The sequence below is a fragment of the Janthinobacterium sp. 13 genome (assembly GCF_002749695.1).
Lineage (GTDB): Bacteria > Pseudomonadota > Gammaproteobacteria > Burkholderiales > Burkholderiaceae_D > Janthinobacterium > Janthinobacterium kumbetense.
On the sequence record NZ_PEEQ01000001.1, the window covers coordinates 4,835,046 to 4,858,520 of the forward strand.

The window sequence follows — 23,475 nt, forward strand, 5'->3', positions numbered from 1 at the left end:
CGCGCAGTGTTGGCATTGCTTCAGGTAAAATCTCGTTATGAGAATTCTTATCAGTAACGACGACGGCTACCTGGCGCCTGGCTTGGCGGCCCTGGCCGACGCGCTCGCCCCTATTGCCGACATCGTCGTGGTGGCGCCCGACAGCAACCGTTCGGGCGCGTCCAATTCGCTGTCCCTGGACCGGCCCTTGTCCGTGCACAAGGCCGCCAACGGCTTTTATTTTGTCAACGGCACGCCCACCGACTGCGTGCACGTGGCGCTGACGGGCATGCTGATCGAGCGCCCCGACCTGGTGGTCTCCGGCATCAACAACGGCCCCAACATGGGCGACGACACCCTGTATTCGGGTACCGTGGCCGCCGCCACGGAAGGCTATCTGTTCGGCATTCCCGCCATCGCCTTTTCCCAGTCGCAGTTCGGCTGGGCCAACCTGGACGCGGCCGCCCGCGTGGCGAGGGAAATCGTCGAGCGCCAGTTTGATGCCCTGCAGAAACCATATCTGCTGAACGTGAACATCCCCGCCATTCCTTACGAGCAAATGCAAGGCGTGGTGGCCACGCGCCTGGGCAAGCGCCATTCGGCCGAGCCCGTGATCCGCGCGCTCGACCCCCGCGGCCGTGAAATCTTCTGGATCGGCCCCGCCGGCGCCGCCAAGGAAGGCGGTCCGGGCACGGACTTCCATGCTGTTGAACATGGGCAAGTGTCGATCACGCCGCTGCAGATCGACCTGACCCATACCACCCAACTCGATGCACTGGCAAAAGGCCTGGCATGACCGCTCACGATGACCGACAACCATGACCGATAAGCCGCGCACCTTCCCCCTGTCCCTCGATTCGCTGGCCGGCAAGCCCGCCAGGCAGGGCGGGGGGCAGTCGCTGGCCCAGTCCAGGATCGCCACGCCGCAGACGGCCACGCAGAATGCGGCGCAGAGCGCGGCGCGCGGCGTTGCGCAGCCGTATGGCGCGCACGCGGCCATCGCCCCGTCGCGGGCCCAGGCCATCGCCAATGAGCGGGCGCAGCCGGCGGCGGTGTCGCCGCCGCGGCAAAACCCGCTCGTTTCGGAGGCCGTGCGCCGTGCCATGGTGGCGCGCATCGCGAAACAGGGCGTCAAGGACCAGGTGGTGCTGGACGCCATGCAAGCCGTGCCGCGCCACATGTTCATGGACGAGGCGCTGGCGTCGCAGGCGTATATCGACGCCTCGCTGCCCATCGGCCACCACCAGACCATCTCGCAGCCGTACATCGTGGCGCGCATGATCGAAGTGATGCGCCAGGGCGGGGTGTTGCAGCGCGTGCTGGAAATCGGCACGGGCTGCGGTTACCAGGCGGCGGTGCTGTCGCTGGTGGCGAAAGAGGTGTATTCGATCGAGCGCATCCGGCCCCTGCACGAGTTGGCGAAGGCCAATTTGCGCCCGCTGCGCGTGTCGAATCTGCGCTTGCAGTACGGAGATGGTATGCTTGGCCTGCCGCAGGCGGCGCCCTTCGACGGGATCATCCTTGCCGCAGCCGGCCTGGAAGTCCCGCAAGCCCTGCTGGAACAGCTGGCGCCCGGCGGGCGTCTGGTTGCGCCGGTGGGGGCTAAATTGCAACACTTACAACTCATTACCCGGGTGGGGAAGATGGAATGGACTAGCCAAACCCTGGAAGATTGCCATTTCGTACCTTTGCGCCCGGGCACCATATGATCCCCGGATCAGCTAGCAAGCAGGACATATAAATACATGCGAATGATTAAGAAAAGTAACATACTTCTATGTAGCATCACCTTGGCCGCGCTGTTGAGCGGTTGCGGCACGACGGGCGTCCAGGCGCCCGTCGTCGAGCGCCACCCCTCGAGCAGCAGCGCCGCCGCCAGCGATCCGCGCGACCGCGACCCGGCCTATTACACGGTCAAGCGTGGCGACACCCTGTTGCGCATCGCCCTCGAGCACGGGCAGAATTACCGCGACCTGGTGGCCTGGAATGACTTGAGCAACCCGAACGACATCAAGGTCGACCAGGTGCTGCGCGTGTTGCCGCCGAATGGCGACACGGGCGGCGCGCAAACGTCGGCCATCGTCATGCCGCCAGCGACGGAAGTCAAGCCGGCCGCGCCTGCCGTGCCGAAGAAAACGGGGCCGCGCGGCGAGAAGCGCGCGTATTCCGACGCCACCCTGGCGGAATTGCGCGCCGATGGCGGCACGGGCGACGCCAAGCCTGCGCCAGCCCCGGCGGCAGCCGTCGCCGCCGCACCGGCCGCCGCCGCGGCAGCCCCTGCGGCATCGGCGCCTGGCGACGACAAGATCAGCTGGATGTGGCCGTCCGAAGGCAAGGTCATCGGCACTTTCGACGAAGGCAAGAACAAGGGCGTCGATATCGCCGGCAAGGCGGGCCAGCAAGTGGTGGCCGCGGGCGCGGGAAAAGTCATGTATGCCGGGAGCGGAATCCGTGGTTATGGTAATCTTGTCATCGTGAAGCACAGTAATAGTTTATTGTCGGCGTATGCGCATAACCGCAGCATCCTGGTGAAGGAAGGGCAGAACGTCAACAAAGGCCAGGCCATCGCCGAAATGGGCGATTCCGATGCCGACCGCGTGAAGCTGCACTTTGAAATCCGCCAGCAGGGCAAGCCTGTCGACCCTTCGAAATTCCTGCCTAACCGTTAGGTAAAGCAATGACACACGCGCCGCACGACCAGCTGGACGATGACCCGGAACTGCCGGAAGACGGGGCAGACGAAGTCGTGACGGACGATGCCGGCGAACTTGACGGCATCGATGCCGTCGACGCGGGCGAAGGCGGCGAGGTGGCCAGCGTCAGCGTGCTGGTCGAAAGTGTCGATGAATTGAAAAAAGTGCTGGCGGCCGAGTTGTCGACCGATACCACCCAGCACTATCTGAACCAGATCGGCACGCGGCCCCTGCTGACGGCGGCGCAAGAGGTGCATTACGCCACCCTCGCCAAGCAGGGCAATTTCGAAGCCCGGCAAACCATGATCGAGCACAACCTGCGCCTGGTCGTGTCGATCGCCAAGCATTACATCAACCGCGGCGTGGTCTTGCTCGACATGATAGAGGAAGGCAACATCGGCCTGATGCGGGCCATCGACAAGTTCGAGCCCGAGCGCGGTTTCCGTTTCTCTACCTACGCCACCTGGTGGATACGCCAGAGCATCGAGCGCGCCATCATGAACCAGGCGCGCACGGTGCGCCTGCCCGTGCACATGGTGCGCGAACTGAATCAAATTCTGCGCGGCAAGTACCACCTGGAAGCCCAGCACCACGACGGCAAGGATGCCACCGCGGAAGACATCGCCCACCTGGTGGGCCGTCCCGTGGAAGAGGTGCAGGATATCCTGGCCCTGTCCGAGCACGCCACCTCGCTCGACGCGCCGCTCGACAACGACCCGCAATCGTCGCTGATGGACATGTTGCCCGGCGCCAGCGAAGACAGCCCCGACGCGCGCGCGGAACACCATGAAATGACGGTGCTGGTGCGCGACTGGCTGACCAAGCTGCCCGACAAGCAGCGCGTCGTCATCATGCGCCGTTTCGGCCTCGACAACGACGACCCTGCCACCCTGGAAACCCTGGCCGAGGAAATGGGCGTGACGCGCGAGCGGGTGCGCCAGATCCAGCAGGAAGCCTTGATCAAGCTCAAACGGGCGATGGCCGCACGCGGCGTCGTGCGCGACTCCCTGCTGTAGCAAGTCTGATAAAACGCCCATGGCGGCGTTGCATGGCCTCGCCGTACTGGCGTACTGTCTTCGGCCACGCGCCTTGCCCTGCGCATTTTCTCAGGCTTGCTGCCCGGTGCGGGCTTGAGCGGCTTTTGCCTGTCGCGATCTGCTATCATACGCCCCGCTCGCGGCGCCTGACCTTTCCCCCATTCTTTCAAGTTCCAGCGCGGCCCTGCGTCCTGGCCCACTCTTACCTATTGATCGCTATGCAAGAAAATATCATCGAAATCAAATCGCTCGACATGGACGCCCGTGGCGTTGGCCATATTGAGAACGAAGACGGCTCGCCGGGCAAGGTCGTGTTTGTCGAAGGCGCGTTGCCGGGCGAGCGCGTCAGCTTTGTGACGTTCAAGAAAAAGAAGAACTGGGAAATGGCCCGCATGACGGCGCTGCACCGCGAATCGTCGATGCGCGTGACGCCCAAATGCAAGCATTTCGACAATTGCGGCGGCTGCTCGATGCAGCACCTGGAACCGTCGGCGCAGGTGGCGATCAAGCAGCGCGTGCTGGAAGACAACTTGTGGCATATCGGCAAGGTGCGTCCGCAAAGCATCATGCGCCCCATGTATGGCCCGACGTGGGGCTACCGCTACCGCGCGCGCCTGTCCGTGCGCCACGTCAAGAAGAAAGACGCCGTGCTGGTGGGCTTCCATGAAAAGAAATCGGCGTTCGTGGCCGACATGGACAGCTGTGAAATCTTGCCGCCGCACATCTCCGCCATGCTGCTGCCGCTGCGTGGATTGATTGCTTCGCTGTCCATCTTCGACCAGATGCCGCAGATCGAGCTGGCCGTGGGCGAAGACGTCACCGCCATGGTCTTGCGCATCATGGCGCCGTTGACGGCGGATGACGAAACGAAATTGAAGGCCTTTGCCGACGAATACGGCGTGCAATGGTGGCTGCAGGTGAAAGGCCCGGAAACGGCAGTGCCGTTCTATCCGCTGGACAAGCAATTGCACTACCTGCTGCCGGAATTCGGCGTCAAGATGCCGTTCAAGCCCGTCGATTTTACCCAGGTGAACCACCACATCAACCGCGTGCTGGTGTCGAAAGCCCTGCGCCTGCTGGAAGTGCAGCCGACGGACCGCGTGGCCGACCTGTTCTGCGGCCTGGGCAATTTCACCTTGCCGCTGGCCACGCAAGGCAGCGAAGTGGTGGGCATCGAAGGCAGCACCACCCTGACGGAGCGGGCGCTGGAAAACGCGCTGGCCAATGGCCTGGCGGAAAAAACCTCGTTCTCGACGCGCAACCTGTTCGAAGTGACGACGGACGACCTGATCGCGCTGGGCAAGTTCGACCGCATCCTCGTCGACCCGCCGCGCGATGGCGCCATGGCCCTGTGCCAGGCGCTGGTCGGCCTGTCGCAAGTGCGTCCGGACCTGCTGCCGAAACGCATCGTGTATGTGTCGTGCAGCCCGTCCACCCTGGCGCGCGACGCCGGCATCCTGGCGCTGGAAGCCGGCTATGTGCTGAGCAAGGCGGGCGTGGTGAACATGTTCCCGCATACTTCGCACGTCGAATCGATGGCGGTGTTTGATTTGATCTGAGGGCACACCTGATAAAACGTCCATAGCTGCGTTGCCTTGCCCAGCCGTACTATTCGTACTGTCTTCGGCAAGGCGCCTTGCTCTGAACGTTTTTCAGGCGCGCCGAGGCTATTCAGGGCGCTTGCACAAATTCTGCCTTTTCTCCTGACTCCACAGCAATACCACTTACGGCGTGTTATAAAACTGGTCTGTCTTTTCCTGATCCAGCGTCTTTTTTCATCCTTCCTCTGCCGTTTTTTTGCTTGTCCAGTAGGACAACGCGCCGTCCGTCTCCGCCGTGATGCTTTCTTTGTAAAGTGGTATTGCCCACTTTGAGGCCACTTCAAAACCACTTGACCGCCTATTTTTTCAGCAGCATGCTGTTCTTGCAACTGCAAAAAACAAAATCACAGGGTAGCTTTTTCATTGAAGCAGAGTGGTATTTCCGCAAACCTGAACAGGAGACAACGTGGAAAATTTAATACTCAAGAAAACGATCAGGAACATGATGGTATGTCTGGCCAGCGGTGGCGTGCTGGCGGCCTGCGGCGGCGGTGGTGACGCCGGCGCGCCGGCCGGTTCGCAATTGCTGGCGGCCAGCACGGTGGTCGCGTGCGTGCCGTGGCAAGAGGGCGGCACGTATAACGCGGGCACGGTGGTCACCTACCTGGGCGCCAACTACACGGCCCTGGTGACGCAGACCGATCACGTGGGCTCGGGTTGGAACCCCGTCGCCACGCCGAGCCTGTGGAGCGCAGGCGGCACGTGCGATGGCGGCACCACGCCAACTCCTACTCCGACACCAACGCCGACCCCGACGCCCACACCAACGCCGACACCGGCGCCTACGCCAAATCCGACGCCCACCCCGACGCCAACGCCAACCGGCGGCACGTGCGCGCTGGCGTGGGTGGCCGGCACGGCCTACAGCGCGGGCGCCACCGTCAGCTATGCGGGCACGAATTACCGCGCCAATTACTGGACGCAGGGCGATAATCCGTCGACCAGCAGCGGCGCCGCCGGCACGGGCAAGCCATGGACCAGCCTGGAGATCTGCAGCACCACGCCTACCCCGACGCCAACGCCTACTCCGACGCCAACGCCGACACCGACCCCGACGCCAACGCCGACGCCAACGCCGACGCCGACCCCGACGCCAACGGGCCGCGAAGTCGGTTCCTATTTCGCCCAATGGGGCGTGTATGGCCGCGACTATGAAGTGGCGAACGTGCATACCAGCGGCGTGGCCGACAAGTTGACCTTCATCAACTACGCCTTCGGCAATATCTATCCGAAAAACGGCGGCTATGAATGCGCCATGATCACCAAGACGGAGCCGGGCGCGACGAATCCGAATTCGCCGGATGCGGGTACGGGCGGCGATGCCGAGGCCGACTACATCCGCACGCCGAAGCGCACCGTCGATGGCCAGGCCATCCCGTGGGATGCACCGTTGTCGGGCAACTTCCTGCAGTTGAGAAAGCTCAAGGCGGCGCACCCGAACTTGAAACTGTTCATCTCGCTGGGCGGCTGGAGCTGGTCGAAGAACTTCTCCGTCGGTTCCGCCACGGATGCGCTGCGCAAGCAGATGGTGCGCTCGTGCATCGACATCTACATCAAGGGCAACCTGCCGGTGCAGGGCGGCCGTGGCGGCGTGGGCGCGGCGGCGAATATCTTTGACGGCATCGACATCGACTGGGAATATCCGGTCGGCGGCGGCCAGCCGTACAACACGGTCAGCCCGAACGACAAGCGCAATTTCACCTTGCTGATGGCGGAATTCCGCGCCCAGCTTGATGCGCTCGGCGCGGCCAACGGCAAGCGCTACCTGTTGACGGCCGCTGTCGGTGCCGGCAAGGACAAGATCGACAACACGGAACCGGCCCTGTACTCGCAGTACATGGATTGGATCAACCTGATGACCTATGACTTCCACGGCGGCTGGGAAAACAGCACCAACTTCAACGCCCAGCTGTTTGCCGACCCTGCCGATCCGTCGACGGGCATGGCGCGCGAATACGTGGGCGACAAGGCGGTGCAGTACATGATTGCCGCCGGCGTGCCGCGCGACAAGCTGCTGCTGGGTATACCGTTCTATGGCCGCGGCTGGACGGGCGTGGCGCCGGGACCGAATGGCGATGGCCTGTACCAGGCGGCCACGGGCACGGCGCCAGGCACGTACGAGTCGGGCATCGAGGACTATAAAATCCTCGTGGCCAAGGCCGGCACGCGCTACTACCATCCCGTGACCAAGCAGCTGTACCTGTACACGGGGGCGGGCGGCCAGTGGTGGAGCTATGACGATCCGACCGTCATCGGCACCAAGGTGAAATACGTCAAGGACCAGGGCTTGCGCGGCGCGTTCTCGTGGGAACTCGATGGCGACGCGAATGGCGTGCTGGCAACCGAGGTGTGGAAAGTGCGGTAATGTTGATGTAGCGCAAGACGCGGCCGGATAGCCATGCTGTCCGGCCGCTTATTCATATAAAAACACGGGAGGCGGGCGATGGCGGCGGTATCGACATTCGGAGTCAAGCAGAAGCAGCAACAGGAGCAGCAGGAGCTGAGCCGCGAGTGGCGCAGCTGGATCGCGGAAAACCTCATGCTGGGCAGCCATCCGTCGGCGCTGATGCCGGTGCTGCAGCAGGCCGGCATCGCGGAGGCCCTGGCGCGCCGCGAAATCGAGCTGGCGCTGCAGAGTCCCTACCTGGCCGGCGCCGTGCGCCTGTCGAACCGCCTGGCCAAGCGCGACTGGGTGATCGACATCCAGCGCAAGCTGAACCACCTGCGCACCCCCGAGATTCCGCGCCGCGACAAGCTGTCCGCGCAGGAATTCCTGGACGAATACTATTCCACCAACCAGCCCGTCATCATCACGGGCATGATGGACGACTGGCCCGCCATAGCGAAATGGAGTCCCGCGTATTTCCGCGAGCATTACGCGCAGCGCGAAGTGGAAGTGCAGTTCGGCCGCGAAGCGGATGCCCAGTATGAAATGAACAGCGTGGCGCACAAGCGCAAGATGGCGTTCGGCGAATACGCCAGCCTGGTCGAGGCCAGCGGCGCGACCAACGATTTCTACATGACGGCGAATAACAATTCGCAGAACCGCCAAGCCTTGCGCGAGCTGTGGGACGATATCGGCCAGCTTCCCGAATACCTGCGCCAGGATGGCGGCCCCACGGGATTTCTATGGTTTGGTCCGGCCGGCACGGTGACGCCATTCCACCACGACCTGACGAACAACTTCATGGCCCAGGTCAAGGGGCGCAAGCGCCTGCGCATCATGGCCGCCTGCGAGGTGGCGCGCGTGTACAACCAGCGCCACTGCTTTACGCCCGTCGACGGGCGCGACATCGACCTGCGGCGCTATCCGCTGATGGCCGACGTGCAGGTGCGCGAATGCGTGCTGGCGCCGGGCGAGATCCTGTTCCTGCCCGTCGGTTGCTGGCATTTCGTCGAAGCGCTCGACGTATCGATGACGGTGGCGTTTACCAATTTCAAATGGGATAACGATTTTTACAGCAAGTACCCATCGAATCACGACTTTTGATCGTGGCGCCGCATGGCGCGAACCTGCCGCGAACAGCCGCCTTACGTGCGGCTTTTTGCATGTTACGGGGCCATACTTGTATAAAATATTTCCACAAAATAATTGATTCAAATCATTTTGCAGCAATTATTTTGATATGAATGACCATGATGTTTCATTATCCAGATGGCGATGGCGGGCGGATAATTTTATGGCTGGCGTGGCGCCGGGCCGCTGATGGGGTTTGCCGGCGCGCGCCAGCACCGACAACCATCTGGAGGCGGCAGGGCATGAACACGCAGCACACGACACAAGCAGCAATGCAGTTGCAGCAAACACCGAAAATCACCGTGGACACGCGGCTGACGCGCGAAGCGGCCGAATTGCTGGCGAAGGCCGACATCCATTTGAATGGCCGCGCCGCCTGGGACATGCAGCTGCGCAAACCGGGCGTGCCGGAGCGCGCCTTCGCCAGCGGCAACCTGGGCCTGGGTGAAGCGTACATGGACGGCGACTGGGATGCGCAGCAGCTCGATGAATTCTTTTGCCATTTGCTGCGCGCCAGGGTGGCCGACGATGTGCGCCCCATGCGCCTGGCCTTTCACGCGCTGTACGCGCGCCTGTTCAACTTGCAGACGGAGCGCCGCGCCTGGATGGTGGGCAAGGAGCACTATGACCTGGGCAATGCCTTCTATGCGGCCATGCTCGATCCGCGCATGACTTATACGTGCGGCTATTGGAAGGATGCTGGCAACCTGGCCGAGGCGCAGGAAGCGAAGCTTGATTTGATCTGCCGCAAGCTCGGGCTGGAACCGGGCATGCGCGTGCTCGACATCGGCTGCGGCTGGGGCAGTTTCATGCGCTATGCGGCGGAGAAATACCAGGTGCAGTGCGTGGGCGTGACGATCTCGAAGGAGCAGGCCGCGTATGCGCGCGGCATGCCGGGCGGCGAGCGCCTGGACTTCCGCCTGCAGGATTACCGCGACACCGATGAAAAATTCGACCGCATCGTCAGCATCGGCATGTTCGAACACGTGGGCCACAAGAACCACCGCACCTTCATGGAAGTGGCGCACCGCTGCCTGGAAGACGATGGCCTGTTCCTGCTGCACACGATCGGCAAAAATAAACGCCATTCCACGTGCGATCCGTGGATCGACAAATACATCTTCCCGAACGGCGACTTGCCGTCGCTGGGCCAGATCGGCGACGCCATGGACGATTTGTTTGTGGCCGAAGACTTGCACAACTTCGGCGCCGACTATGACAAGACCCTGATGGCCTGGCATGCGAATTTCGAGCAGGCGTGGCCCCGCTTTGCCGCTCAGCTGGGCGAGCGCTTCCACCGCATGTGGTCATACTATCTGCTGTCCTGCGCTGGCGCCTTCCGCGCGCGTGATTTGCAGCTGTGGCAATGGGTCTTGTCGAAACAGGGCGTGCTCGGTGGCTACGAGCGTGTCAGTTGAGATGTGCGGCAACTGATATGATGGATTGATGGATATCAATCAAGCGCGTACCTTCCTGGAAGTGGCTTCCTGCGGCAGCTTCATCATGGCCGCCGAACGCATGCACGTGACGCAGACGGCCGTCAGCGCCCGCATCCGCACCCTGGAGCAGCAGCTGGGGCGCCAATTGTTCGTGCGCAACAAGGCGGGCGCGCGCCTGACGCCGGCCGGCGAGCGCTTCATGCGCCACGCGGCCACCATGGTGCAGGTGTGGGAGCGGGCGCGCCACCAGGTGGCCTTGCCGCCGGGGCGCGACGACGCCGTCAGCATCGGCTGCGAGTTGAGCTTGTGGCAGCCGCTGCTCGGCGACTGGCTGATACGCATGAGCCGCGACTGCCCCGAGATCGCCTTGCGCGCGGAAGTCGACAGTCCCGCGCGCCTGCTCGACGCCGTGCACGACGGCTCGCTCGACCTGGCCGTGCTGTACAACCCGCCCCAGCGCCCGGGCCTGGCCAGCGAATTGCTGGCCGAGGAAAAGCTGGTGATGGTGACCACGCGCGATGACGGCCAGATGCAGGCCGATACGTATGTGTACGTGGACTGGGGCCCCAGTTTCGCCGCCAATCACCAGGCCGCGTATCCGGAGCTGAGCAGCCCGCCCATCTCGATCTCGCTGGGGCCGCTGGCGCTCGTCTACCTGCTGGACGTGGGCGGCGCCAGTTACTTCCGTATCGGCAGCGCGCAACCCTATCTCGATGCGGGCCTCCTGTTTCGCGTGCGCGACGCGCCCGAGTTCTCGCATTCCGCCTACGCCGTGTATGCGGCCCAACGCGACAACCCGACCCTGGACCGCGCCCGCGCCTGCCTGCTGGAGGTGGCGGAAAAGGGCAAGTAGATGCGACAGACGTAAAAAAGCCGACCCGAAGGTCGGCTTTTTGTTCAAGCGCAATGCTTATTCTTAGTCGCGGCTGCCGCCGGCGAAACCCAGGAGCGACAACAGGCTGGTGAAGATGTTGTACACGTCCAGGTAGATGCGCAGGGTGGCCGAGATGTAGTTGGTCTCGCCGCCGTTGATGATTTGCTGCACGTCATACAGGATGTAAGCCGAGAAGATGGCGATGGCGACCATGGAGATCACGATCGACAGTGCCGACAGGCCCAGGAAGATGTTCGCCACCGATGCCAGGATCAGCACGATCACGCCGGCGAACAGCCACTTGCCCATGGCCGAGAAGTCGCGCTTCGAGACCGTGGCGATGGTCGCCATCACGGCCAGGATGGTGGCCGTGCCGCCGAATGCCGTCATGATCAGCATGCCGCCGTTCGAATAGCCCAGGGTACGCGTCAGGATAGGCGTGAGCATCAGGCCCATGAAGAAGGTAAAGCCCAGCAGGACGGCGACGCCCAGGCCCGAGTTCTTGGTCTTTTCAATCGCGTACATGAAGCCGAATGCGACGGCCATGAAGATGATGAAACCCATGCCGCCGGTCAACATCGGCAAATGCATCTGCACGCCGATGAAGGCGCCCAGCACGGTCGGGATCATGGACAGCGCCAGCAGCCAGTAAGTGTTGCGCAAGACCTGATGGCGGACTTGCTGCATGCCCCCCGACAGGTCAAAGGTGCGTTGCATGTTCTGATTCATAGTGCCTCCGTGTTGTCAATTCAAATTACTGCTTTGCCCAAGGATAGCATGAGGGCCGGAATTTGCCAAAAAAGCAGCTTAAGATTTCATTAAACGGGGGCAGGGCGGCAAGATGCCCCCTGCCTGTCTGGGTGATATGGAGTGGAGTATGGTAAAATCAAAGGTTGATTGAGTTATCAATTTACCGTTTTAAACCTTACTTTTTATTGGAGTTTTCACACATGGCAATCGAACGCACCCTGTCGATCATCAAACCAGACGCAGTTGCAAAAAACGTAATCGGTCAAATCTACTCCCGTTTTGAAAACGCTGGCCTGAAAATCGTTGCAGCACGCATGACCCAACTGTCGCGCGAACAAGCTGAAGGCTTCTACGCAGCGCACAAAGAACGCGGCTTCTTCAAGGATCTGGTCGACTTCATGGTTTCCGGTCCAGTCATGATCCAAGCCCTGGAAGGCGAAAACGCCGTTCTGGCCCACCGTGACCTGATGGGCGCGACCGATCCGAAGAAAGCAGAAAAAGGCACGATCCGCGCCGATTTCGCCGATTCGATCGACGCTAACGCCGTACACGGTTCCGACGCTGTCGAAGCTGCTAAAGTGGAAATCGCTTACTTCTTCCCAGAACTGAAGGCTTAATTGCCTTAGATAACGTTATTTCCTGGCGTTATCTGTGAAATAACTTATCACCCCCTGTTCCCGCTGCGCTGTGGAGTTTTCGCTCCGGATGCGCGCGGGGACGGATTTTTAGAATAGACATGATCATGAATACGACGACCCTCACCAACTTGCTGGACCTTGATCCCGCGCAACTCATCGCCTACTGCGCCGAGTTGGGAGAGAAACCGTTTCGTGCGAAACAATTGCAACGTTGGATACACCAGTTCGGCGCTTCCGATTTCGACGCCATGACGGACCTGGCCAAGTCGCTGCGCGACAAGCTGGCCACGCGCGCCGAAGTGCGCGCCCCGGCCATCATCAGCGACCATACGTCGACGGATGGCACGCGCAAGTGGCTGGTCGACGTGGGCAATGGCAATGCCGTGGAAACCGTGTTCATTCCGGAAGAAAACCGCGGCACCCTGTGCATCTCGACCCAGGCCGGCTGCGCCGTGAACTGCCGTTTCTGCTCGACGGGCAAGCAAGGCTTCAACCGCAACCTCAGCGTTGGTGAAATCATCGGCCAGTTGTGGATGGCCGAATTCGAATTGCGCCGCACCAAGGGCATCGAGCCGGGCCCGAAAGGCGAGCGCCAGATCACCAACGTGGTGATGATGGGCATGGGCGAGCCCCTGCTGAACTTTGAACCGACCGTCACGGCCTTGAAATTGATGCTCGACGACAACGCTTACGGCCTGTCGCGCCGCCGCGTGACCCTGTCGACCTCGGGCGTGGTGCCGATGATGGACAAGCTGTCGCAGGAAGTGCCGGTGGCCCTGGCCGTCTCGCTGCACGCCTCGAACGATGCCTTGCGCGACGGTTTGATTCCACTGAACAAGAAATACCCGCTGAAGGAATTGATGGCGGCCTGCAAGCGCTACCTGGAATTCGCCCCGCGCGATTTCATCACCTTCGAATACTGCATGCTGGACGGCGTCAACGACAGCGACGAGCACGCGCGCGAACTGCTGGCGCTGGTGCAAGACCGCGAGTTCGGCGTGAACTGCAAGTTCAACCTGATCCCGTTCAATCCTTTCCCCGAGTCGGGCCTGTTCCGCTCGAAAAACCCGCGCATCAAGGCCTTTGCCCAGGTGCTGATGGATGGCGGCATCATCACCACCGTGCGCAAGACGCGCGGCGACGATATCGATGCGGCCTGCGGCCAGCTGGCCGGCGAAGTCAAGGACCGCACGCGGGTACAGGAACGCATGGAAAAGATGACTGAGTATCAACAGAAATTTGGCGCCAATTTCGGCAAGATCGTGGAAATCCGCTCCTGATGAGGGAAGGCATGGCTTACCAACGCTCGCTCGCTGTGGCCGCTGTTTGCCTGGCCGTGCTGCTGGTCGGCTGTGCTTCCGCTCCCGTCGATGCGGGCGCCGCCTTGCGCCAGGAGGCGCTGGCGAGTACCCGGGAGCGCGCCGCGCTGCGCTTGCAGCTGGCCAGCGCGTATTATGCGCAAGGCCAGCTCGACGTGGCCCTGGCGGAAGCGACGCAAGCCGTGCAACTGGCGCCGGACGATGCGCAAGCCTATGGCGTGCGCGCCCTGATCCTCGCGGCCCAGCGGCAAACTGTGCCTGCTGAGAAAGATTTCCTTTACGCTTTGCGCCTTGCGCCCCACAATCCTGAGTTGAGCAATAATTACGGCCTGTTTTTGTGCCAGACGGGACGCGCCGCGCAATCGCTGGCGTATTTCGATGCGGCCTTGGCCGATGCGGCGTATGTGTCGCCGGAAAAAGCGCTCAACAATGGGGGCGCTTGCAGCCTGGCCCTGAACGATTACCCGCGTGCGGGCGCATATTTGATGCGCGCCGTGCGCATTGCACCGGACGTGGCAGTGACGAACGCCGGCCTGGTGCGCGTGTATTACCAACAGCAAGACTACCGGCAAGCGGCTTATTATTTGCAGCGGCTCGGCAGGATAGCAACAATGGAGAGCCAGACGGCCGATGTGCTGTGGCTCGGGATCAAGGTGCAGCATAAGCTCGGGGATGCGGGTGCGGAAGCTGGCCTGGGGGCGCATTTGCGCAACCACCATTCCAGCTCCCCCGAATATGCTGCTTATCAAAATGGGGCGTTTGATGAGTGAGACAGGGATACCAATGAATTCAGAGTGGGCAGAAACGCCTCAGCAGCAGCCCCAGGGCAATCTTGCGTTGGCAGGCGCACAGTTGAAGGCGCAGCGCGAAGCGCTGGGCTGGCCGGTGGAGCAGGTGGCCGACCAGCTCAAGCTGGCGCCGCGCCAGGTGATCGCGCTGGAAGAGGGCGACATGGCGGCTTTGCCGAACGTGGCCGTGGTGCGCGGTTTCGTGCGCGCCTACGCCAAGGTGGTGCGTCTCGACGCGGCGCCGCTGGTGGCCATGATCGAAGTCCATCCGGCGCCGGCGCAAGACCCGGCCGCGCCCGTGCGGCGCGAGATTTCCGCCACGTTTTCCGAATCGCGCTTCCCGTCGATGACGCAGCGTTCGTCGAACCAGACTCCCCTCTGGATCGCCGGCGCCGTGGCTGTCGTCGTGGCGGCCGCCTTTGGCGCCTATAAGCTCGGTTATGTCCCGGCCAGCCTGCTGTCCGCGCATGTCGAGAAAGAAACGGCGCATGCGGAAGTGGGCCCCGTGGAAACGACCCTGATCAAGCCGGGCCAGGATTTGACGCCCGTGCAGTCGCCGTCCGTGCCCCTGATTTCCGTGCCGCCGCCGCCAGGCAACGATACGCAGACGGGCGCACCGGCCTCCGCCATCGCTTCGGCGCCGGCCGCCGCCGTGCCGCCAGCAGCTGCGCCGGCAACGACGCCAGCCGTGACGCCAGCGGCCACGGCCGCCGTCACGCCGCCGGCGGCTGCCGTTACCGCCGCCGTGGGCGCGAATGCGCTGGTGCTGAAGGTGGAGCAAGATTCCTGGGTGGAAATTCGCCGTCCCGGCACCTCGCCGCTGATTTCGCGCATGGTCAAGGCGGGCAGCACGGAAACGTTTGACATCACCGGTCCGGCCACCTTGGTGGTCGGCAAGCCTGGTGTCGTGCAGGCAACTTTGCGCGGCGCCAAGCTGGACTTGCCGACCGTTGCCGGCGGCACGATTTCCCGTGTCAGCATCAAATAATTGCAGTAATCGTTCACGCAAACTCAGAAGATAATATTATGGCTACCTCGAAAACAGCGATCGGCTCCGGTCCATCCGGCCGGCGCGACAGCCGCAAGGTGCTGATCGCGCATGGTCAGCGCCAGATCTGGGTGGGCGGCGACGCCCCCGTGGTGGTGCAGTCGATGACGAACACGGATACGGCCGACGCCATCGGCACGGCGATCCAGATCAAGGAACTGGCGCGTGCCGGTTCGGAACTGGTGCGCCTGACGGTGGACCGTCCGGAAGCGGCCGCGGCCGTGCCCTACATCCGCGAGCAGCTCGACAAGATGGATATCGACGTGCCGCTGGTGGGCGATTTTCACTATAACGGCCATACCCTGCTCAACGATTACCCCGATTGCGCGCGCGCGCTGTCGAAGTACCGCATCAATCCGGGCAACGTGGGCAAGGGCGCCAAGCGCGACACGCAATTCGCGCAAATGATCGAAGCGGCTTGCCGTTACGACAAGCCGGTGCGCATCGGCGTGAACTGGGGCAGCCTGGACCAGGCCTTGCTGGCGCGCATCATGGATGAAAACGCGGGCCGCGCCGAACCGTGGCCGGCGCAAGCCGTCATGTATGAAGCGCTGGTGACGTCGGCCATTGAAAACGCCGTGCGCGCCGAAGAGCTGGGCCTGGCGCGCGACAAGATCATCCTGTCCTGTAAAGTGTCTGGCGTGCAGGACCTGATCGCCGTGTACCGCGAACTGGCGCAGCGCTGCGACTATCCGCTGCACCTGGGCTTGACGGAAGCGGGCATGGGCAGCAAGGGCATCGTCGCCTCGACGGCGGCCCTGGCCGTGCTGTTGCAAGAGGGCATCGGCGACACCATCCGCATTTCGCTCACCCCGGAACCGGGCGGCGACCGCACGCGTGAAGTCATCGTCGGCCAAGAAATCCTGCAAACCATGGGCTTGCGCAAGTTCGCGCCCATGGTGATCGCCTGTCCCGGTTGCGGTCGCACGACGTCGACCACCTTCCAGGAGCTGGCCGACAACATCCAGACGTATCTGCGCGAGCAGATGCCGGAGTGGAAAAAGTCGTATCCGGGCGTGGAAGCGATGAACGTGGCCGTCATGGGCTGCATCGTCAACGGTCCCGGCGAATCGAAGCATGCGAACATCGGCATCAGCCTGCCCGGCACGGGCGAGTCGCCGGCCGCGCCCGTGTTTGTCGACGGCGAAAAAGTCGTCACCCTGCGCGGCGAACGCATCGTCGAGGAATTCCAGGACATCGTCTTGAATTATGTTAAAAGCCATTATGGCAAGACCGCGCCGGTTGCCGCGTAATCGGTCGGGTAGGTCGGATTAGCGCTACGCGCGTAATTCGGCAATCAAGTTAAAGCAAAGAAGAATACTATGTCCGAAAATAAGAAATTCGATAAAATTACCGCGGTGAAAGGCATGAATGACGTGCTGCCCGCCGACGCCCCGTTGTGGGAATTGTTTGAAAACACGGCGCAATCCGTGCTGCAAAGCTATGGCTTCCAGCAAATCCGCACGCCGATCGTGGAAGAAACGAAATTGTTCGCGCGCGCCATCGGCGCCGTGACCGATATCGTGGAAAAGGAAATGTATTCGTTCACCGATTCGATGAACGGCGACAACCTGACCCTGCGCCCTGAAGGCACGGCCGGGGTGGTGCGCGCCGTGGTGGAGCACAACCTGGTCTACGAAGGCCCGAAACGCCTGTGGTACAAGGGCCAGATGTTCCGCCACGAGCGCCCGCAAAAAGGCCGCTACCGCCAGTTCCACCAGTTCGGCGTGGAAGCCATCGGCTTCACGGGCCCGGATATCGACGCGGAAATCATCATGCTGTCGCGCCGCCTGTGGGATGATCTGGGCCTGGAAGGCATCCGCCTGGAACTGAACTCGATCGGCGACGCGGCCGAGCGCCTGCGCCACCGCGCCGACCTGATCGCCTACCTGGAAAGCCACAGCGAGCTGCTCGACGAAGAAGCCAAGCGCCGCCTGCACAGCAATCCGTTGCGCATCCTCGACACCAAGAACCCTGCCATGCAGGACCTGGTCAATGGCGCGCCGAAGCTGCTGGACTACCTGGGCGAGGAATCGCTGGCCCACTTCCACGGCGTGCAGAAGATCTTGAATCACAACAACATTCCGTTCACCATCAATCCACGCCTGGTGCGCGGCCTCGATTACTACAACCGCACCGTGTTCGAGTGGGTCAGCGACAAGCTGGGCGCGCAAGGCACGGTCTGCGCCGGCGGCCGCTATGATGGCATGGTGGAAATGTTCGGCGGCAAATCGACGCCCGCCGTCGGTTTCGGCATGGGCGTGGAACGCCTGGTGCTGCTGATGAAGGATGCAGCCGAGCCGGAAGCCCCGGCCCAGTGCGACGTCTACCTGGTGCACCAGGGCGAGCAGGCGGGCTTGCAAGCCTTCGTGCTGGCCGAGCGGATTCGCGATGCGGGTCTGGACGTTGTGCTACATTGCGCAGCGAGCAACGGCGGCGGCAGCTTCAAGACGCAAATGAAAAAGGCCGATGCCAGCGGCGCGGCGTTTGCCGTGATCATGGGCGACGATGAAATCGCCAATAACGTCGCGACGGTGAAAGCCATGCGCGAAGCCGATGCCGGTGCGCAACAGAACACGGTGCCGTTCGACGATGTCGTCGACTACGTGGTGGACCAGATCATCGGCGACCACGATTGCGGCCATGACCACGGTCCTGGCGGCCACGTGCATCACCACCATTGATTTGACGCAATACCGTTCTACCCTCGATCAACTACTCATTAAAACTGACGACCCATGGCATACGATCACGAAGAACAAGAACAACTGGCAACCCTCAAGGCCTGGTGGCAGCGCAATGGCAATCTGACCTCCTGGGTCCTGATCGTGGCGCTGGCAGGCTACAGCGGCTGGGCCGGCTGGCAGTACTACCAGCGCACGCAGGCTGCGCAAGCGGGCCAGCTGTACGACGAACTGCAAAACGCCATCGCCGCCAAGGACACGGCCAAGGTGATGCGCGCGGCCGGCGACATGCAATCGCGTTTCAGCGGCACGGCGTATGCACAGATGAGCGCCCTGTCCGCGGCCAAGGTGGCATTCGACGCGAATGACCTGAAAACGGCCAAGACCCAGCTGCAATGGGTGGCCGAGCATGGCACGGAAGAGTACAAATCCATCGCCAAGCTGCGCCTGGCCGGCGTCTTGCTGGACGAAAAAGCCTACGATGAAGCGCTGAAAGTGCTGGCGACGGCTTCCGTGGCGCAATTTGCCGGCGCCGTGGCCGACCGCAAGGGCGACGTCCTCGTGGCGCAAAACAAGCTGGCCGAGGCACGCACGGCTTACCTGGCCGCGCTGGCCGCGACGGACAAGAACAATCCAGGCCGTCAATTGATCCAGGTCAAACTGGAAGCGATCGGCGGTACGGTACCGGAAGACAAGGCCAAGGCTGACAAGGCTGCCGCCTGACAGGAACACTGATGGCGTGGCCGCGCGGCGTTGTGCGCCGCCGGCCTTGCCCTTACAAGTACAAGAAAAAGGTTGGATAACACTTATGCGTGTCACTGAAAAGCTGGTAGCTGCAAGTCTGTTGGCCCTGATGGCCGGTTGCTCGTCCTGGAACCCGTTCGCCTCGAAAGATCCGAAAGTCGAACCGGCCAAGCTGGTCGAGTTAAAATCGAGCATCGCCGTGCGCGACGCCTGGAAGTATTCGATCGGCAAGGCCGGCGTGTACGCGTTTACGCCTGCGCTGGCCGGCAACAGCCTGTACGTGGTCAATGCGGACGGCGCGCTGGCGCGCCTGGATGCGGCCAGCGGCCGTGAAACGTGGCGCATCAAGGCCGGCAGCGACATCACCTCGAGCGCCGGCAGCGATGGCGCGCTGGTGGCCGTGGGCGCCGCCAAGGGCGCCGTACTGGCGTTCGACGCCGATGGCAAGCAACTGTGGAAGGCACAGGCGTCCAGCGAAGTATTGACGGCGCCCGTCGTGGGGCAGGGCGTGGTCGTGGTGCGCAGCGTGGACAACCGCATCGTCGGCTTCGACGCCAAGACGGGCGAGCGCAAGTGGACGGTGCAGCGCGCCACGCCGGCCTTGACCTTGCGCAATGCGCCGGGCATGGTGCTGGGCGGCGCGAATATCTACGTGGCCCAGCCGGGCGGCAAGCTGCTGGCACTGACGGCGGCCACCGGTGTGGTACGCTGGGAGATCGTCGTCAGCGAACCGCGCGGCGCTACCGAACTGGAGCGCGTCTCCGACATCGCCGGCACGCCGGTGGCGTTCGAAGGCGAAGTGTGCGTCGTCACGTACCAGGGCAAGGCAGGCTGCTTCGATGCCGCCACGGGCGTGCCGCGCTGGACCAAGCCGATCTCGTCCGATGTGGGCGTGGCCGTCGACCAGCGTTTCGTGTTTGTTGCCGATGACCAGGGCGCCGTGGTGGCGTTCAGCCGCGAAGGCGGCCAGAGCGCCTGGAAGAATGAGGCGCTGGCGCGCCGCCGCCTGTCGACGCCGGCCTCCTACGGCCGCAGCGTCGCCGTCGGCGACTATCAAGGTTATATCCACTTCCTGTCACGGGAAGATGGCGCATTAATAGGTCGTGTCAGCACCGACGGTAGCCCGATTGTTTCGGCTCCCGTTGTTGCCGGTTCGAATTTGATTTTTCAAACCCAATCAGGGACAGTGACCGCTCTCGCGGTCGAGTAATACAATGAAGCCGGTAATTGCACTAGTAGGTCGACCCAATGTTGGGAAATCGACTTTATTCAATCGTCTGACCCGCTCGCGCGATGCGCTGGTGGCGGATTTGCCTGGGTTGACGCGCGATCGTCACTATGGCGAAGGCCGTGTCGGCGAACGTCCCTTCCTGGTCATCGATACGGGTGGTTTCGAACCCGTCGCCAAGGAAGGCATCATGCACCAGATGGCGCTGCAGACCAAGCAGGCCGTGGCCGAGGCCGACGTGGTGGTGTTCATCGTGGACGGCCGTCAGGGCCTGACCCCGCATGACAAGACCATCGTCGACTTCCTGCGCAAGAGCGGCCGCCCGGTCTTGCTGGTGGTCAACAAAAGCGAAGGCATGCGCTACACGGCCGTCGTGTCCGAATTCTATGAATTGGGCATGGGCGATCCGTATGCGATCTCGTCGGCGCACGGCGACGGCGTCAACGACCTCGTCGAAGTGATGCTGGACCTGGCGTTCGCGCAGCGTCCGGATGAGCCTGAAGAGCTGGAAAAGACCGACCGCGGCATCAAGATCGCCCTCGTCGGCCGTCCGAACGTGGGCAAGTCGACCTTGATCAACACCCTGCTGGGCGAAGAGCGCGTGATCGCCTTCGACATGCCGGGCACGACGCGCGATTCGATCGAAATCCCGTTCGAGCGCGACGGCCAGCAATACACCCTGATCGACACGGCCGGTATCCGCCGCCGCGGCAAGGTGTTTGAAGCGATCGAGAAATTCTCGGTGGTGAAAACCCTGCAGTCGATTTCCGAAGCCAACGTGGTCGTGCTGATGCTTGACGCGCAGCAAGATATTTCCGAGCAGGATGCGCATATCGCCGGCTTTATCCTGGAATCGGGCCGCGCGCTGGTCGTGGCCGTGAATAAATGGGATGGCTTGCAATCGCACCAGCGCGACGAAATCAAGATCGATATCGACCGCAAGCTCGATTTCCTGTCGTTCGCGCAAATGCATTTCATTTCCGCGCTGAAGGGCACCAACATCGGTCCACTGATGAAATCGCTCAACGCCGCGTATGCAGCCGCCATGTGCGACCTGTCGACGCCGAAGCTGACGCGCGCCCTGATCGAGGCCGTGGAGAAGCAGGAACCGCGCCGCAAGGGCTCGATTCGTCCGAAGCTGCGTTATGCCCACCAGGGCGGCATGAACCCGCCTGTGATCGTCATTCACGGCAATGCGCTCGACGCCGTCGGCGACCCATACAAACGCTATCTGGAAAAACATTTCCGCGATACGTTTGCGCTGGTCGGCACGCCGCTGCGTATCGAATTGCGCACGGGTAAAAACCCGTTCGCACGCACGCCAAGCAAGTAAAATTAAGTGCATATTAAGGCGCCGCAGAGATAATGCGGCGCCGACAGCCAATTCAATGGCTTTTGCACGGAAATAATAAAGTGTTAATGCGCCATGCGCGACAGCGATCGCGAAAACAGGTTACAGTAGCTATGACGCATCTTTCTTTCTTTGAAAGGTGTGAGAGCACTTGAAATCAAGCGAGTCGCCTCCAATTCTTACACAACAACATAAACAACGGAGCTGTTATGAGCAACAAAGGGCAACTGTTACAAGACCCATTCCTCAATGCATTACGCAAAGAGCATGTTCCTGTCTCGATCTACCTGGTCAATGGCATTAAATTGCAGGGCCATATCGAATCGTTCGATCAATATGTCGTATTGCTGCGCAATACGGTGACACAGATGGTGTACAAGCATGCCATCTCGACAGTGGTGCCGGCCCGTGCCGTCAATCTCAATATTGAATCTGAAGCGGAGTAAAGCGTTGAGCTTGACGGCCCAGCGCCTTTCACCCTCCATCGCCCCCGTCCGCGCCAGCGGCGCTGATGCGTTTGCATCGGCGTCGGCGTCCGCTACAACTCATCAGTTGCCATCATGCGCGCGGCACTAGTCGGGGTTGACTTCGGTCACAGCGACTTCGCCGCCAGCATGGAGGAACTCATGCTGTTGTCGCGTTCGGCTGGCGCCGACCCGATTTCCACCATCACGGCCAAGCGTTCCAGTCCGGATTCCGCGTATTTCGTCGGCAGCGGCAAGGCCGATGAAATTGGCGACGTCGTCGTCAATGATGGCCTGGAAATCGTCATCTTCAACCATGCCCTCTCGCCAGCACAGCAGCGCAATCTGGAAAAGCGCCTGAATGTGCGCGTGCTCGACCGTACCAGCCTGATCCTCGACATCTTCGCGCAGCGCGCCAAGAGCCACGAGGGCAAGCTGCAAGTCGAACTGGCCCAGTTGCAGCATCTGGCCACGCGCCTGATCCGCGGCTGGACCCACCTTGAGCGGCAAAAGGGCGGTATCGGCTTGCGCGGTCCCGGCGAGACGCAGCTCGAGACCGACCGCCGGCTGATCGGCGACCGCGTCAAGGCCTTGCGCGCGCGCCTGGAAAAGCTGCACAAGCAGCGCGAAACGCAGCGCCGCGCGCGCGGCCGCAATCACACATTTTCCGTGTCCCTGGTCGGCTATACCAATGCCGGCAAGTCGACGCTGTTCAATGCCGTGACCAAGGCCGGCGTGTATGTCGCCGACCAGTTGTTCGCCACCCTCGACACCACCTCGCGCCGGGTTTACCTGGGCCAGGAAGTGGGCAACGTGGTGATCTCCGACACGGTCGGCTTCGTGCGCGAATTGCCGCATCAGCTGGTGGCGGCCTTCCGCGCCACGCTCGAAGAAACCATCCATGCCGATCTGCTGCTGCACGTCGTCGACGCCGCGTCGCCGGTGCGCATGGAGCAGATCGAGCAGGTCAACCTGGTCTTGAAAGAGATCGGCGCCGATCACATTCCGCAAATCCTCGTGTGGAACAAGATCGATGCGGCCGGGCTGGAGCCTTCGGTGGAGCGCGATGAATATGCTACGATCAGTCGCGTGTTCGTCAGTGCGCAGAAGGGCAGCGGGCTCGACCTGCTGCGCGATGCGATTGTCGAGATGGCCAGGAAGGCGCCCGGTTCGGCCCACCTGTACCAGAACGATGAAGCACTGCAGGAAGATCAGTTTGACGGTCAGTACGACCAGCACGATGGCGCCGCCCCGGACCAGGACGAAGAGCCTGGCGAGGACGATAGGATTTCCACCCACTCCCAAGTCGGAACACGATAGT

General features: G+C 62.1%; 21 protein-coding genes. 20 read left to right on the top strand and 1 reads right to left on the bottom strand.

The features are described 5' to 3' along the window. Positions 1-37 precede the first annotated feature (37 nt). The 9 genes from surE to CLU94_RS21255 all read left to right on the top strand — a co-directional run bounded on the left by surE (position 38) and on the right by CLU94_RS21255 (position 11,119). On the top strand, positions 38-775 hold the full coding sequence (surE, locus tag CLU94_RS21215; protein ID WP_034789072.1) for a 5'/3'-nucleotidase SurE: 738 nt from the start codon (positions 38-40) through the stop codon (positions 773-775). A gap of 22 nt (positions 776-797) precedes the next feature. Next, positions 798-1,688, top strand: a complete 891-nt coding sequence (locus CLU94_RS21220; protein ID WP_099667079.1) for a protein-L-isoaspartate(D-aspartate) O-methyltransferase — start codon at positions 798-800, stop codon at positions 1,686-1,688. 42 nt (positions 1,689-1,730) lie between these two features. Beyond that, positions 1,731-2,648 carry a peptidoglycan DD-metalloendopeptidase family protein gene (locus CLU94_RS21225; protein WP_099667080.1) on the top strand — a complete coding sequence of 306 codons (918 nt, stop codon included), beginning with the start codon at positions 1,731-1,733 and terminating at the stop codon, positions 2,646-2,648. An 8-nt stretch (positions 2,649-2,656) separates the two neighbouring features. After that, entirely contained in the window at positions 2,657-3,688 is a 1,032-nt protein-coding gene (rpoS, locus tag CLU94_RS21230) for an RNA polymerase sigma factor RpoS (RefSeq protein ID WP_077407335.1), read from the top strand. A gap of 239 nt (positions 3,689-3,927) precedes the next feature. After that, entirely contained in the window at positions 3,928-5,268 is a 1,341-nt protein-coding gene (gene rlmD / locus CLU94_RS21235; protein ID WP_099667081.1) for a 23S rRNA (uracil(1939)-C(5))-methyltransferase RlmD, read from the top strand. Between the two features lie 448 nt (positions 5,269-5,716). Continuing rightward, positions 5,717-7,675 (top strand): glycosyl hydrolase family 18 protein, encoded by a 1,959-nt coding sequence (locus CLU94_RS21240; RefSeq protein WP_306558447.1) that lies wholly within the window; start codon positions 5,717-5,719, stop codon positions 7,673-7,675. Positions 7,676-7,753: 78 nt separating this feature from the next. Further along, positions 7,754-8,800 carry a cupin-like domain-containing protein gene (locus tag CLU94_RS21245; protein WP_099667082.1) on the top strand — a complete coding sequence of 349 codons (1,047 nt, stop codon included), beginning with the start codon at positions 7,754-7,756 and terminating at the stop codon, positions 8,798-8,800. 299 nt (positions 8,801-9,099) lie between these two features. Then, complete coding sequence (cfa, locus tag CLU94_RS21250) at positions 9,100-10,245, top strand: cyclopropane fatty acyl phospholipid synthase (protein ID WP_099667083.1); 1,146 nt, start codon at positions 9,100-9,102, stop codon at positions 10,243-10,245. A gap of 28 nt (positions 10,246-10,273) precedes the next feature. Further along, a complete protein-coding gene (locus tag CLU94_RS21255) occupies positions 10,274-11,119 on the top strand; it encodes a LysR family transcriptional regulator (RefSeq protein WP_099667084.1) in 846 nt (281 codons plus the stop codon). Between the two features lie 63 nt (positions 11,120-11,182). On the opposite strand, the gene CLU94_RS21260 is transcribed toward CLU94_RS21255, so the two are convergent. After that, positions 11,183-11,869, bottom strand: coding sequence for a Bax inhibitor-1/YccA family protein (locus tag CLU94_RS21260; RefSeq protein WP_034752039.1), 687 nt, complete (start codon positions 11,867-11,869; stop codon positions 11,183-11,185). Between the two features lie 221 nt (positions 11,870-12,090). Between CLU94_RS21260 and ndk the strand changes: the two genes are divergently transcribed. The 11 genes from ndk (at position 12,091) to hflX (ending at position 23,474) form a co-directional block, all read left to right on the top strand. Beyond that, positions 12,091-12,507: a nucleoside-diphosphate kinase gene (ndk, locus tag CLU94_RS21265; RefSeq protein WP_034752036.1), complete on the top strand. Its 417-nt coding sequence runs from the start codon at positions 12,091-12,093 to the stop codon at positions 12,505-12,507. A 125-nt stretch (positions 12,508-12,632) separates the two neighbouring features. Further along, complete coding sequence (rlmN, locus tag CLU94_RS21270; RefSeq protein WP_034752035.1) at positions 12,633-13,808, top strand: 23S rRNA (adenine(2503)-C(2))-methyltransferase RlmN; 1,176 nt, start codon at positions 12,633-12,635, stop codon at positions 13,806-13,808. 11 nt (positions 13,809-13,819) lie between these two features. Next, entirely contained in the window at positions 13,820-14,617 is a 798-nt protein-coding gene (gene pilW, locus CLU94_RS21275) for a type IV pilus biogenesis/stability protein PilW (protein WP_257218903.1), read from the top strand. A 67-nt stretch (positions 14,618-14,684) separates the two neighbouring features. Next, the gene (locus CLU94_RS21280; protein WP_306558449.1) at positions 14,685-15,623 is read left to right on the top strand and encodes a helix-turn-helix domain-containing protein; all 939 of its coding nucleotides are present in this window, start codon (positions 14,685-14,687) and stop codon (positions 15,621-15,623) included. Between the two features lie 38 nt (positions 15,624-15,661). Further along, positions 15,662-16,936 (top strand): flavodoxin-dependent (E)-4-hydroxy-3-methylbut-2-enyl-diphosphate synthase, encoded by a 1,275-nt coding sequence (ispG, locus tag CLU94_RS21285; protein ID WP_034789045.1) that lies wholly within the window; start codon positions 15,662-15,664, stop codon positions 16,934-16,936. 69 nt (positions 16,937-17,005) lie between these two features. After that, entirely contained in the window at positions 17,006-18,367 is a 1,362-nt protein-coding gene (gene hisS / locus CLU94_RS21290) for a histidine--tRNA ligase (RefSeq protein ID WP_099667087.1), read from the top strand. Between the two features lie 54 nt (positions 18,368-18,421). Then, a complete protein-coding gene (locus CLU94_RS21295) occupies positions 18,422-19,090 on the top strand; it encodes a YfgM family protein (protein WP_099667088.1) in 669 nt (222 codons plus the stop codon). Between the two features lie 85 nt (positions 19,091-19,175). After that, positions 19,176-20,321 (top strand): outer membrane protein assembly factor BamB, encoded by a 1,146-nt coding sequence (gene bamB / locus CLU94_RS21300; RefSeq protein ID WP_099667089.1) that lies wholly within the window; start codon positions 19,176-19,178, stop codon positions 20,319-20,321. 4 nt (positions 20,322-20,325) lie between these two features. Next, positions 20,326-21,672, top strand: a complete 1,347-nt coding sequence (der, locus tag CLU94_RS21305) for a ribosome biogenesis GTPase Der (protein WP_070221915.1) — start codon at positions 20,326-20,328, stop codon at positions 21,670-21,672. Positions 21,673-21,899: 227 nt separating this feature from the next. Beyond that, entirely contained in the window at positions 21,900-22,136 is a 237-nt protein-coding gene (hfq, locus tag CLU94_RS21310; protein ID WP_008450615.1) for an RNA chaperone Hfq, read from the top strand. A gap of 114 nt (positions 22,137-22,250) precedes the next feature. Then, on the top strand, positions 22,251-23,474 hold the full coding sequence (hflX, locus tag CLU94_RS21315) for a GTPase HflX (RefSeq protein ID WP_099667090.1): 1,224 nt from the start codon (positions 22,251-22,253) through the stop codon (positions 23,472-23,474). Position 23,475 lies beyond the last annotated feature (1 nt).

What these genes read in the sequence shown, in the direction of transcription:
- surE (WP_034789072.1), top strand. Translation starts at nt 38, where the DNA reads ATGAGAATTCTTATCAGTAACGACGACGGCTACCTGGCGCCTGGCTTG.
- CLU94_RS21220 (WP_099667079.1), top strand. Translation starts at nt 798, where the DNA reads ATGACCGATAAGCCGCGCACCTTCCCCCTGTCCCTCGATTCGCTGGCC.
- CLU94_RS21225 (WP_099667080.1), top strand. Translation starts at nt 1,731, where the DNA reads ATGATTAAGAAAAGTAACATACTTCTATGTAGCATCACCTTGGCCGCG.
- rpoS (WP_077407335.1), top strand. Translation starts at nt 2,657, where the DNA reads ATGACACACGCGCCGCACGACCAGCTGGACGATGACCCGGAACTGCCG.
- rlmD (WP_099667081.1), top strand. Translation starts at nt 3,928, where the DNA reads ATGCAAGAAAATATCATCGAAATCAAATCGCTCGACATGGACGCCCGT.
- CLU94_RS21245 (WP_099667082.1), top strand. Translation starts at nt 7,754, where the DNA reads ATGGCGGCGGTATCGACATTCGGAGTCAAGCAGAAGCAGCAACAGGAG.
- cfa (WP_099667083.1), top strand. Translation starts at nt 9,100, where the DNA reads ATGCAGTTGCAGCAAACACCGAAAATCACCGTGGACACGCGGCTGACG.
- CLU94_RS21255 (WP_099667084.1), top strand. Translation starts at nt 10,274, where the DNA reads ATGGATATCAATCAAGCGCGTACCTTCCTGGAAGTGGCTTCCTGCGGC.
- CLU94_RS21260 (WP_034752039.1), bottom strand. Translation starts at nt 11,869, where the DNA reads ATGAATCAGAACATGCAACGCACCTTTGACCTGTCGGGGGGCATGCAG.
- ndk (WP_034752036.1), top strand. Translation starts at nt 12,091, where the DNA reads ATGGCAATCGAACGCACCCTGTCGATCATCAAACCAGACGCAGTTGCA.
- rlmN (WP_034752035.1), top strand. Translation starts at nt 12,633, where the DNA reads ATGAATACGACGACCCTCACCAACTTGCTGGACCTTGATCCCGCGCAA.
- pilW (WP_257218903.1), top strand. Translation starts at nt 13,820, where the DNA reads ATGGCTTACCAACGCTCGCTCGCTGTGGCCGCTGTTTGCCTGGCCGTG.
- ispG (WP_034789045.1), top strand. Translation starts at nt 15,662, where the DNA reads ATGGCTACCTCGAAAACAGCGATCGGCTCCGGTCCATCCGGCCGGCGC.
- hisS (WP_099667087.1), top strand. Translation starts at nt 17,006, where the DNA reads ATGTCCGAAAATAAGAAATTCGATAAAATTACCGCGGTGAAAGGCATG.
- CLU94_RS21295 (WP_099667088.1), top strand. Translation starts at nt 18,422, where the DNA reads ATGGCATACGATCACGAAGAACAAGAACAACTGGCAACCCTCAAGGCC.
- bamB (WP_099667089.1), top strand. Translation starts at nt 19,176, where the DNA reads ATGCGTGTCACTGAAAAGCTGGTAGCTGCAAGTCTGTTGGCCCTGATG.
- der (WP_070221915.1), top strand. Translation starts at nt 20,326, where the DNA reads ATGAAGCCGGTAATTGCACTAGTAGGTCGACCCAATGTTGGGAAATCG.
- hfq (WP_008450615.1), top strand. Translation starts at nt 21,900, where the DNA reads ATGAGCAACAAAGGGCAACTGTTACAAGACCCATTCCTCAATGCATTA.
- hflX (WP_099667090.1), top strand. Translation starts at nt 22,251, where the DNA reads ATGCGCGCGGCACTAGTCGGGGTTGACTTCGGTCACAGCGACTTCGCC.